The sequence below is a fragment of the Paracoccus sp. MBLB3053 genome (assembly GCF_031822435.1).
Classification (GTDB): Bacteria; Pseudomonadota; Alphaproteobacteria; order Rhodobacterales; family Rhodobacteraceae; genus Paracoccus; species Paracoccus aurantius.
Genome location: NZ_JAVQLW010000004.1, coordinates 80,874 through 92,036 on the forward strand (window position 1 = coordinate 80,874; position 11,163 = coordinate 92,036).

At 60.1% G+C, this 11,163-nt stretch carries 11 protein-coding genes; 7 read left to right on the top strand and 4 right to left on the bottom strand.

The features are described from left to right. Positions 1–26: 26 nt before the first annotated feature. Positions 27–2,099: a hydantoinase/oxoprolinase family protein gene (locus RGQ15_RS18940; RefSeq protein WP_311162338.1), complete on the bottom strand. Its 2,073-nt coding sequence runs from the start codon at positions 2,097–2,099 to the stop codon at positions 27–29. A gap of 486 nt (positions 2,100–2,585) precedes the next feature. Here RGQ15_RS18940 and RGQ15_RS18945 point away from each other — a divergent pair, with 486 nt between their 5' ends. The 6 genes from RGQ15_RS18945 (at position 2,586) to RGQ15_RS18970 (ending at position 7,550) form a co-directional block, all read left to right on the top strand. Beyond that, on the top strand, positions 2,586–2,723 hold the full coding sequence (locus RGQ15_RS18945; protein ID WP_311162339.1) for a hypothetical protein: 138 nt from the start codon (positions 2,586–2,588) through the stop codon (positions 2,721–2,723). Positions 2,724–2,954: 231 nt separating this feature from the next. Further along, entirely contained in the window at positions 2,955–4,205 is a 1,251-nt protein-coding gene (locus RGQ15_RS18950) for an urea ABC transporter substrate-binding protein (protein WP_311162341.1), read from the top strand. A gap of 75 nt (positions 4,206–4,280) precedes the next feature. Beyond that, positions 4,281–5,147, top strand: a complete 867-nt coding sequence (locus RGQ15_RS18955; protein ID WP_311162343.1) for an ABC transporter permease subunit — start codon at positions 4,281–4,283, stop codon at positions 5,145–5,147. Further along, positions 5,144–6,190: a branched-chain amino acid ABC transporter permease gene (locus RGQ15_RS18960; RefSeq protein ID WP_311162344.1), complete on the top strand. Its 1,047-nt coding sequence runs from the start codon at positions 5,144–5,146 to the stop codon at positions 6,188–6,190. The genes RGQ15_RS18955 and RGQ15_RS18960 overlap by 4 nt, the downstream gene beginning before the upstream one ends. Beyond that, complete coding sequence (locus RGQ15_RS18965; protein ID WP_311162345.1) at positions 6,190–6,912, top strand: ABC transporter ATP-binding protein; 723 nt, start codon at positions 6,190–6,192, stop codon at positions 6,910–6,912. The genes RGQ15_RS18960 and RGQ15_RS18965 overlap by 1 nt, the downstream gene beginning before the upstream one ends. Then, a complete protein-coding gene (locus RGQ15_RS18970) occupies positions 6,912–7,550 on the top strand; it encodes an ABC transporter ATP-binding protein (protein WP_311162346.1) in 639 nt (212 codons plus the stop codon). Before RGQ15_RS18965 ends, RGQ15_RS18970 begins: the two co-directional genes overlap by 1 nt. Before the next feature lie 335 nt (positions 7,551–7,885). Here RGQ15_RS18970 and RGQ15_RS18975 read toward each other — a convergent pair whose 3' ends face one another. Continuing rightward, positions 7,886–8,518, bottom strand: a complete 633-nt coding sequence (locus RGQ15_RS18975; protein WP_311162347.1) for an EMC3/TMCO1 family protein — start codon at positions 8,516–8,518, stop codon at positions 7,886–7,888. Between the two features lie 498 nt (positions 8,519–9,016). Between RGQ15_RS18975 and RGQ15_RS18980 the strand changes: the two genes are divergently transcribed. Further along, positions 9,017–9,691 (top strand): hypothetical protein, encoded by a 675-nt coding sequence (locus RGQ15_RS18980; protein WP_311162348.1) that lies wholly within the window; start codon positions 9,017–9,019, stop codon positions 9,689–9,691. Between the two features lie 114 nt (positions 9,692–9,805). Here RGQ15_RS18980 and RGQ15_RS18985 read toward each other — a convergent pair whose 3' ends face one another. Both RGQ15_RS18985 and RGQ15_RS18990 read right to left on the bottom strand, forming a co-directional pair. Further along, positions 9,806–10,477, bottom strand: a complete 672-nt coding sequence (locus RGQ15_RS18985) for a MobA/MobL family protein (protein WP_311162349.1) — start codon at positions 10,475–10,477, stop codon at positions 9,806–9,808. Beyond that, positions 10,477–11,145, bottom strand: a complete 669-nt coding sequence (locus RGQ15_RS18990) for a FadR/GntR family transcriptional regulator (RefSeq protein ID WP_311162350.1) — start codon at positions 11,143–11,145, stop codon at positions 10,477–10,479. The genes RGQ15_RS18985 and RGQ15_RS18990 overlap by 1 nt, the downstream gene beginning before the upstream one ends. Positions 11,146–11,163 lie beyond the last annotated feature (18 nt).

The following is an 11,163-nucleotide window of genomic DNA, read 5'->3' on the forward strand; positions in this document are numbered from 1 at the left end:
GTCCTCCTTGTTGATGACGGGGGCGCTTATGCCGCACCGAGCTTGATCTGGATGTTCAGCCATTCGTCGATATAGGCCACATCGCCGGGCGGGATGACGGTGGTTGAATCGAGCTGGTCGATGATCGCGGGACCCTTGATGGTGACGCCTGCGGGCAGCGTCTCGCGGTCATAAAGCTGGGTGATCATGGCGGCGGGATGGTCGTGGAACCAGGCCTCGCGGCTGCCTTTGGGCACCGCCTTCGCGTTCGGGTCGATTGCGACCTTGGGGAAGGAGGGCTTTGGCGTCACGCCAATGGCACGCACGGTCAGGCGGTAGATCTCGACCGGGAAATCCTCGCGGCGGAAGTTATGGGCCTTTTCATATTCGTTATGGAAGATGGCCAAAGCCTCATCCATCGTGGTGATCTGGCCCGGAACCGGAACCGCCAGCGAGCGCCATTGACCCCGATAGCGCATGTCGACGAAACGCTGGAAAGTCATGTCTCCCTCGGCGACGCCATCGCGTTGCAACCGGTCGCGTCCCTCAAGTTCGAGTTTCCCGAAGGCCGCCTCGACATCGGTGGGCTCGGCCGAGGCTGCATCCTCGAAATACATCTGGGTGACGTCATGCTGGACATCGACCAGCATGCAGCCCACTGCCGAGGTCACGCCGGGATTGGGCGGAACGATCACCACCGGGATATTGAGTTCGCGGGCAATATCAACACCATGCAGCGGTCCGGCCCCTCCGAAGGCGACCAGCGCGAAATCGCGCGGATCATGGCCTCGGGCGATCGAGATCAGGCGCACGGCATCGGCCATATTCGCATTGGCAACACGAAGCGTGGCCAGCGATGCCTCGACCAGATCGAGATCCAGCGGCTTGGCGATCTTCTGCATTGCCCCAAGCGCCGCCTCGCGGTTCAGGGATTTCTTGCCACCGGCCAGGGTCGTGCCGACGCGCCCCAGAATGATATTCGCGTCGGTATTGGTCGGCTCGCTCCCGCCCGCCGCATAGCAGGCCGGTCCCGGCACCGAACCGGCCGATTGCGGGCCGTTACGCAGCGATCCGGCCTTGTCGAGCCAGGAAATCGAGCCGCCGCCCGCGCCGATGGTCAGCACCTCGATCGAGGGGAAACAGATCGGATGGCCCCAATCCACCTCCCATTTGTCGGTCATGCGCAGATGACCGTTCTCGGCCAGCGAGATATCCGCCGAGGTGCCCCCCATATCGAGGCCGATGGAGTTCCGATAGCCGCAGAGTTCGGCGAAATATTTGCTGGCAATCGCCCCGGCGGCGATGCCCGAAGCCGCAAGGCGCGCGGCATATTTCTCGGCGGTCGCCGGCGTCATCACCCCGCCGCCCGAATGCAGCAGCAACACATCGGCCTGATAGCCGGCCTCGGTCGTCCGGCGGTCGATGTCGCGCGCATAGGGACGGATGATCGGGGCGAGAATCGTATTCGCCACGGTGGTCGAGAAACGGTCATCCTCGAAGATTTCAGGATGGGTTTCATGCGAGGTCGAGATGGCGATATCCGGCCCCAGAACCTCGGCCAGAATCTCGGCCATGCGCTGTTCATGCACGCCATTCACATAGGCATTGATGAAGCATACCGCGACGGCATGGACCTGACGCTTTTTCAGGATGCGCGCGATCTCGCGGGCGCGCTCCTCGTCCAGCGGCTCGATGATCTCGCCCCGGTAGTTGATCCGTTCCCGAACGGCGAAACGGTCGCGGCGGCGCACATAGGGCGGGGTTCCTTCCTTATAGGCGTCCCACGGGTCCTCGCGGGTGCCCCGGCCGATTTCCAGAACATCCCGGAACCCTTCGGTCGTCACCATGGCGACCGGCTTGAAATTGCGCGTGATCAGCGCATTGGTCGCGACGGTCGTGCCATGGGTGAAAAGATCGACATCATGCCAGTCGATATTTGCCGCTTCGGCACCGTTCATGATGGCGTCGATTGGGTTGGCGGTGCTGGGGACTTTCGCCACCGTCTGGTTGCCTTCGGTATCCAGTACGAAAACATCGGTGAATGTTCCGCCGACATCGATTGCCAGTCGGGCACGCGCATGTTTCAACGTCGGACCAGCGTCCGCTCCGTCCATACTCATGATGAGTTTCCTTTCGATCCGCGTCGCGCAAACCGATGGCAAGGGACGGAAAACGTCCGATGCGGGCATGCGCGACCACGCTGCTGTGAAGTCGTTGGGGGGAGTTGGAGCCGCCGGGTGCTTCGGGCGCTTGGCGGCGTGATGCATTCGATTCTGAATGCGTAATTTGACAGTAGGGGAAGATTATTCAGATAGGCAAGTGTTTTTTAAAAGGCGGATGCGATTGTTGAATTTCCCGTATTATTTGAATTAAATCAGCAGCTTGGCGGCGCTAATTCTTTTAGGTGATCGCAAATGGCGGTCTCGGGAACGCCGGAAAGTATGGGCGGCCGCCGGTTTCGGAAACTGCCCTATTCGGTATAATTCTGCCGGATCGAGGGCAGAAAACCCTGACTGGTCCGATCAAAACCTGCGCGAATTTTACGCGCAACGGAAACGTCCTGCCTAAACGCTGATCCTTGCCCGGCGCGGCGAGAAGGACGAGGGGTGAAAACTTCGCGCATCGGAAAAATCCTGTTGACCGGTCGGGTGCCGATGGCGGATGCGACAGGAGAAGGAACGGGCGCAAATCAGCTCTCGTCTGCCAAGCCCGAAACTTCGCTGGCCAATGCGCTGCCGCTTTGATTGCGGATACCGCCCGGCCAGCAGGCACAACAAGGTGCCATTTCAGCCCAAAATCACTAGGCACAATATCGTGCCGCCAGCAGTGTCGCGCCCACTCTGATCGGGAAGAGCCGGTGCCGTGACAGGGTTCGTGTCTATTGGGAAAAATATGGCCTTTTCGGGGTTCGGGCCCCGGAAATCAGGCCGACCGGAATGCCGTCTCCAGAAAAATTTGAAAACAGGGAGTCCACCATGAAAGACATGCAACGCAGACATTTCCTGGGCCTGGGTGCTGCAGGCCTTCTTGCAACCCCCTTCCTTGCGCGCCCGGCTCTGGCCGCGGCCGACAAGATCCAGATTGCGGGAATTCACGACGCATCGGGCGGGATCGACATCTATGGACGTCCGATGATCAACTGCCTCAACCTCGCGGTGGACAAGCTGAATGCCGCCGGCGGCGTCCTTGGGCGCGAGATCGAACTGGTCAATTATGATCCGCAATCGAATATGCAGCTTTACGCGCAGTATGCGACCGAGGCGGCGACGCGACAAAGGGCGGCGGTGGTTTTCGGCGGCATCCTCTCGGCCTCGCGCGAGGCGATGCGCCCGGTGCTGGACCGTTACCGGACGCTGTATTTCTACAGCCTGCTTTACGAAGGCGGTGTCTGCGACCGGAATACCTTCTGCATGGGATCGACCCCGGGACAGACACTTGAAAAATTCACCCCCTATGTGATGCAGAAGTTCGGCGGCAAGAAGGTTTACGTACTGGCGGCCGACTACAATTACGGCCAGATCACCACGCGCTGGATCGAGAAATTCGTCCGGGAGAATGGCGGCGACGTCGTCCGGGCCGATTTCTTCCCGCTCGATGTCAATGATTTCGGCTCGACCATACGCCAGATTCAGGCACAAGCGCCCGATATCGTCATGTCGGTTCTGGTGGGCGGCGCCCATAACGCCTTTTACCGCCAATGGCTCGCTTCGGGGATGAAGGACAAGATCCCGATGGCCTCGACGACCTTCGGCATCGGCAATGAGCAGGTGCTGACCACCTCCGAAGAGCATGACGGGATCATCGTGTCTTATGCCTATTTCGACGGGATCAAGTCGCCGGAAAACGAAGCGTTCAAGACCGAATATTACGCGAAATTCGGCGACAAGGCCGACGCGATCACCGAAGGCGGCGCAATGACCTATCACGCCGTCAACCTGTGGGCGAAAGCGGTCGAGATGGCGGGCACGATCGAACGTGACCCGGTGATCGAGGCGCTGGAGACGGGCCTTTCCTTCTCGGGTCCGGCGGGCGTGACCACGATCAACGCCCAGACCCATCACAACACGCTCGACAGCTATATCGCCGAAGTGCGCGCCAACAACTACGTCGTTCTCGAAAGCTTTTCACAGCAGCCCCCCAGCGACACGCTGGCGGTCTGCGACCTCGGGGCGAACCCGAATGACGCGACGCAATATGTCGTCGAAGTGCCGGAGATCGCCGGCTAGCGCCTCTGGGCCGGAGCGCCGGTAGGCGCTCCTATAGCCGCGCTGAGCCACGCATCCGCAATCGGAGAGCCTTTCATGGACTATGTCGCGATTATCCTTCTTCAGACCACGATCAGCATTGCCAATCTGGTGCTGATCAGCGCCGGTCTTGCCGTCATCTTCGGCATGATGCGCGTGATCAACTTCGCCCATGGCGAGTTCCTGATGCTGGGCGGTTATACCGCCGTCATCGCCGCTCAGCATGGCGTGCCGCTGCTGCTGTCCTGCTTCGTGCTGGCACCAATTCTGGTCGGGCTGGTTGGGCTGGTCGTGGAATATCTGGTGATCCGCCATCTTTACGGGCGGCTGCTGGACACGATGCTGGCCACCTGGGGCGTCAGCCTGATCCTGATCGGTCTTGTCACCGTCAGTTTCGGCAATTCCGTCTCGGGGATTTCGACGCCCTTTGGCAGCGTCGCCATCGGGCGCTTCACAATCGGCCTTTACGAATTGTTCCTTGTCGCCGTCACCATCGCCTTGGTCGTCGCCGGATATCTGGTCATGCGCTTCAGCCGGATCGGGCTGATCGCGCGGGCAACGATGCAGGACCGCGAGATGGCTGAAGCGTTGGGGATCAACCAGCGCGCGGTCTATCGCGCCACCTTCGTCACCGGCGCGGCGCTGAGCGGGTTTGCCGGGGCGTTGATCGCACCAATCGCCGGCGTGGTTCCGACCATCGGCGCTTCATATCTGGCTAAATGCTTCATCACGGTGATCTCGGGCGGCCCGGCCATTATCGCCGGAACGCTGTCTGCCTCGGGGCTCTTGGGCGGCGTCAATGTGATCATGACCTTCCTGTCGACCCCGGTTCTGGCCGAGGTGGCGCTGCTGGCGACGGCGGTCATCCTGCTACGGGTCTTGCCGCAGGGGATCACCAGCAAATTCTTCCGGAGATCGCAATGAAGTACCCAACCGTGACTTCGGGCCGCCTTGGTATGGCGGCAATGATCCTTGCCGCCGCATGGGCGCTGATCGTTGTGCCATCGGGCGGGGACATGACGCTGATCCTGTCTGGCTCGATCTATTGCGCCTTCGCCATCCTCGCGCTTTCACTGGCGCTGATCTGGGGATTTTCCGGCATTCTCAGCTTTGGCCAGACCGCGTTTTTCGGGATCGGCGGCTATGCCTATGCGGTGCTGGCGCTGAATATCGGCGATACAACCGCCGCGGCGCTGCTCGCGATCCTTGTCGCGGCGGCCGTGGCGGCGGCGATCGGCTATTTCATGTTCTGGGGCAGGCTGGGCGATGTCTATCTGGGCGTCATCACCCTTGTCCTGTCGCTGATCCTCTATCGCTTCATCAACCAGACCTCGGGCAGCGAATGGAAGATCGGCAAAGCGCCACTTGGCGGGTTCAACGGCATTCCCTCGACCCCGATCCTGACCGATCTGCAAGGCGCACCGCTCTGGCCCGAGCAGATCTATGTGCTTTGCGTGCTGGCTTTGATCCTGTCCTATGTCATCTGCCGGTTACTGCTGGCGACCGGTTTCGGCCGGGTGGTGGTGGCCCTGCGCGAAAACGAGCTGCGTGCCGAATTGCTCGGCTATGACACCCGGCTTTACAAGCTGGGCGCATTCTGTATCTCCGGGGGGCTTGCCGGGCTGGCGGGCGTGCTTTTCGCCAATTGCGTCTTTGTCAGTCCGAATATGTTCAGCCTTGCGACGAGTTCGCAATTGCTGGTCTGGGTGATCGTCGGTGGGCTGGGCACGCTGGCCGGGCCGGTTATCGCATGCTTTCTGCTGCTGGCCTTTTCCAATTGGCTTGGCACGCTGAATGCGGGGGCATGGCTGGACCCGAATTTGGTGATGGGGCTGGTACTGACGCTGTTCGTGCTCGTGCTGCCCAAGGGCATCCTGCCCTTGATGCAGGCCGGTTGTGACCGGCTTCTGGCAGTGGTGCGGCACCGCAGCACCGCCGCCAAGGTCATGGCGCAGGAGGAAATGTGATGGGCGGCAATTACCTGCTGGAGGCCCGCAATCTGACCATGCGCTTTGGTGGTGTCGTCGCCGTGCGCGATGTCAGCCTGTCGCTGCGCGAGGGCGAGCTTCATTGCCTGATCGGACCGAATGGTGCCGGAAAATCCACGTTCTTCCGCATGCTGTCGGGCCAGCATCGCCCAAGCTCGGGCGAGGTGCTGTTCAATGGCCGGTCGATCATCGGCCAGGGCAGTGCGCGGATCGCCCGCGCCGGCATGGGCATCAAGACTCAGGTGCCTTCGGTCTTCAATTCGATGACCGTGCGTGAAAACGTGATGTTGGCGGCATCGCGGGAGCTGAGTTCGGTGCTGGCGAAGAAGCGTTGCGACGAGGTGATGGAGCGCATCGGGATCGGCCATCTTGCCGCGGCAAAGGTCGGTATTCTGGCACATGGGCAACGGCAGCTGGTCGAGCTAGCCACGGTCATTGCGCCTTCGCCATCGCTGATCCTGCTTGATGAGCCGGCCGCGGGCATGACCGGCGACGAAGTCGATCGGCTGGGCGATCTGCTGATCGAGCTGGCCCGAAGCTGCTCGGTGATCGTGGTCGAACATGACATGGCGTTCATCCGGCGGATTGCCCGCAGCATCACCGTCTTCAATCAAGGCTCGGTGCTGATCGAGGGGCCTGCCGATCAAGTCCTGTCGGATCAGCGCGTCCGTGATGTCTATCTGGGTAAGGAGGTGGCGTGATGCTGGATCTTGTCGGAGTGCATTCGGGCTATGGCCAGATCCCGATCCTTCGCGACATTACCCTCAATGTCTCCGAGGGCGAATTCGTTGGCATCCTCGGCCATAACGGCATGGGGAAAACCACGCTGTTGATGACAGTCAGCGGGGCGCTGCCAGCTACCGACGGCCATATTGCGCTGAATGGTAAGGAGATAACCAGCCTGCCAGTACATCAGCGGGCCAGGATGGGACTGGGCTATGTCAAACAGGGCAGGCGGATTTTCCCACGCCTGACGGTGCGCGAGAACCTGCAGGCGGCCTGTCTGGCAGGCGGCCAGCCCTTGACGCGGGCCAATGAGATGCTGGCGCTGTTCCCGCGTCTTGTTCCCATTGTCGATCGCCCTGGGGGCGTTCTTTCCGGAGGAGAGCAGCAGATCTTGGCGCTGGCCCGCTGTTTGTGCGCCGCGCCGCGTCTAGTGATGCTGGATGAGCCAACCGAAGGGATCCAGCCCTCGATCCGCGAAGAGATCGTTGAGGCGCTTTTGATGCTGCGTAACCGACTGCGCTTGACGATGCTGCTGGTTGAGCAGAACGAGGCGTTTCTTGGAGCGCTATGCAGCCGCAATTACTGCCTTGAAAAAGGCCGGCTGGTGGCCTGACCGATGGTGCCGAACCATGCTGTCATCAAGGTCTTCTGCTTCGTGCCTGACCGACAGCTTTACAGCACGCGGCACCGCAGCATTGATGAAGGGTTAGCGGCCGGTATGGGCCGGCCCGTCCTAGCGGCAGGGCAGGAAGCTCACCTCAGCCAATTGCTGTGACCGCGGCATGTTGCTCGGAGCCCATCGCCGACATCTGATCTGGCCGCAGCATGGCCGACTTGTGTGTCGGCCCAGCAGAAGTCCCGACCCTTCACCGCGCCGAGAAGGACCGCCCTGATTACTGCAAGGCGGCACTGGTGAAGCTGTCTGGATTTGCCTTGTGAACCGGCGATCTACCACAGCTTAACAGGGGCTGCTCGGACTGGCTCTTCCATGAGGTCGTTGAGTGTCTTCATACTGAAGAACTGGTGGCAGATTTCGGGAAGTTTAGCCCTTTCCTGAATCTGCATTTGCATTTGCCGCGCAAGGAAGTTGCCCTCCTTTTGCAGTTCCGAAAGTTGATCCTCCTCTTTGAACCGTTCGACTGAATGGAAATCATATGATTTTTGTAGCTCATCCATCTCCTTTTGATACTCCGTATCCGTAACCTCAGCGCATTCGGGAGTTTCTTGCTCGCCAATCTGCTGGGCGGCATTAGCTGAAATGCAGCTCCTCCTGCGCTCCGTCAATTCGGTCATCTTGGCCGCCCTTGAAGCCAGAATACCATTTCTGGTTTCGATTTCTCTTTGGGTGTCGTCCTCTTGCAGCCTGTTTTTCTTAAGGCCCTCGATCGCTTTTTCGTAGCTTCCGATCATGAAATCGTCGGACCGGTCGAGAACATAGCAGGCCGGATAAGCAAAGAAGTCAACAAGGGGCGCCATTGTCGCCGTTACGACGAGGGTGATGATGGCACCAACGGTTAGCCCTGAGGCGAAGCCCCGCCCCTCGCCATCACCAGCCGAACCGCCATTCCCATTATCGGACAAAACACACCCTCCTGAGGCCGTGCCAAAAGGCTGCTTGTCTATGGACCGTCCGTCAAAGAATATTTCGGGCTTGAGGACGCCTTTGCCCGCCTTCGAGGGCGCAGCTCGTGACGAACTTCAAATCCGTGGCCAAGGTGGAGAACCGGATTTTCTTACTGATCGACGAAGGCGGCTTCGTCCGCACCGATGAGGAACGGTTCCACGCCCAGCAGTGAAACAGGGGAGCGGGTCCGCCAGATAGACCAGACCAACCCGCTCCATCGTCACCAGATCGTCCGGCCGAAACGTTTCGATGCGCGCAGGGTCTCATTGCGCGCGACCGCGCCGGGGTGGCAGTGATGCCACCGGAGATGTTGCAGGCGTGCACGAGGCTGAAATCCGCCCCCGGCTTATCTAATCGAATTACACTAACGCGCTGTCATGTAACGGATAAAGACTAGTTCTATCGGAAGCGCTCCGTGCTATGGTTTTATTCTCATATAGCCGTTGCGAGGACAGATGCCGACTTTCTCCGAAATGGAATTCGACCAAAAGATGGCAGAGATAAGAGAGTATCTTGTCGAAGCATGCCAGTTTAAGGGGATACCCTTACAACAGCTGGCAGAAGCTGCATCTAGGGTTAATGAAATGGACCCGATGCGCTACGTCTTCGATGATGGTGGTAATGGTGCTCGTGCTGAGTTCCACAGGCTGCTAACCGAATCCGGCATGAGTGATGAAAATATCGAAGAGCTCGGTCATATCTTTTACACGATGCAATATGACCGGTTCGGCGATTTTTTCAGCAAGCTCGTCTATAACGTCTACACTCCAGGTCCAGTTATCAGCACTCCGCCTCCGGGCGGCGAAGCTTGGGATGGGGGTCAGAGGATGCTCTTGGGTGATTTCGACTTCGAGAATGTCCTAGGTGACCCTGATGACGATACAAATGTCACCCGCCATCGAATCGAAAACCCCTGCATGTTGACAGTGGTGGGGCCGGAAGGCGCTCCTGTCGACTATGCCATTCCGGGTTGGTCATGTGTTCTTGCCGGGATTATCGTGGCAGCGGCGGCGATCGGTGATTCAGCTCTTGGCTTCCTCGATCGTGTAGTTGATGGTTTCCGAAAGACGGGCCGCGAATTGAAACGCTTCGCGAAGAAGGCTGTCAAGTTGATAAAGAAACTGTTCTGAAGCAGCCATCCTGAGAGGTTTCCGGGATGAACATCCGTACCGCCCAATAGACCAGCCCCGCCCCTACAGCCCTATACGGAAAGAGCGGGGCGGGGCTGGTCGGATCACCGCGGGCTACATGCTGTGATCCATACCCCTGTCCTGGTGTCTCAGTTCGCGCGCCTGTTCGCCCTTCCGCTCCTGGCCGGCCAGAACCTCCGCCACCCGCGTCACCACGGCCGGCAGTGCCACCCGGATCTCGCGGACGACCTGCGAATTTTTCCGGGTTTCCGCCGCCTCGACCGCATTCCACAGCGCCGCCCGATCCTGCATCCAGGCCGGCTCATCGGCCGGGGTGAGTGTTTCGACGGGAGCCGTGCCAGCGCCTCTGGATCCACATTGGCCGACTCGACCATCTGGCGTCCATTTCTCAGGGAAATCTCTACCCGTGCTTCCGTGTGAATTGGTGCGTTTGCTATACAAGCCCGGAACCGCGCTGCAATGCAATGCAATATTGGGAATGCTGTGACGCGCGCGGCGGAGAGGACACCATGACCCAGTTTCGCAACTGCCGCGAATGGCCGTAAAGTCCGCTTCACCGACCGTCATCGGCTCGAAATGCTGCGCCACGTGTCGAACGGCCGCATCGGCGAATGCCGCCGTGCGGCATCGGCGATGCTCGACCGGCGACTCTGGGCCGATGCGACCTTTCGCAAAACGACGCTTTAAGACACATACGGCCTGAGAGGCGTGGTGCTCAAACAAACAGACATCAAGGCCGCAGGGTCTAACGGCAAGTCGCGCCATCAGGTCACGCCGGCCCTCAACAGCACCGTGACGGCGCTGTCGAAATGCTCGCCGATGGCGGCTTCGGCGCGGCCGGGATCCTGGGCGAGGATCGCGGTCGCAATGCGCTCGTGACAGCGGATATTCTCCTGTCGGTTCTCGTAGGTCGCGCGCGAGCGCCAGCCGATCGCCCAGGTTTGCCGGGTGATGACGCGGAAACTGTCCACGAGGATGGAATAAAGCGCATTGCCCGAGGCACGGGCGATGATCTCGTGAAAGCGGATATCCAGTTCCATGATGGTCTCGGGGGCATTCTCTTCCAATGCCTCGAACATCTGCCCCACCACATCCAGTAACTCGCGCGCTTCGGCATCACTGCGCCGCAAGGCAGCGAGACTGGCCGTGCGCAACTCCAATGTGCGGCGGACGTCGAGTATCTGCTGGATGCTCAATTGCCCGGTATAGACCGTGTGATCTAGAATCATGCTCAGAGCATCGGCATCGGCGGCGGCCACCCGCGCACGGCGGCCATTGCCGACTTCGAGAATGCGCAGGGCAGCGAGCCCGCGCAACGCCTCGCGCGCGATGGTGCGCGACACATCCAACTCTGTGGCCAATGCGGCTTCGGAGGGCAGAACATCTCCTGAAACCAGCTTCTTGTCGCGGATCAGGGTGCGAATGTCCCGCATCACCCGCTCGACCAGGCC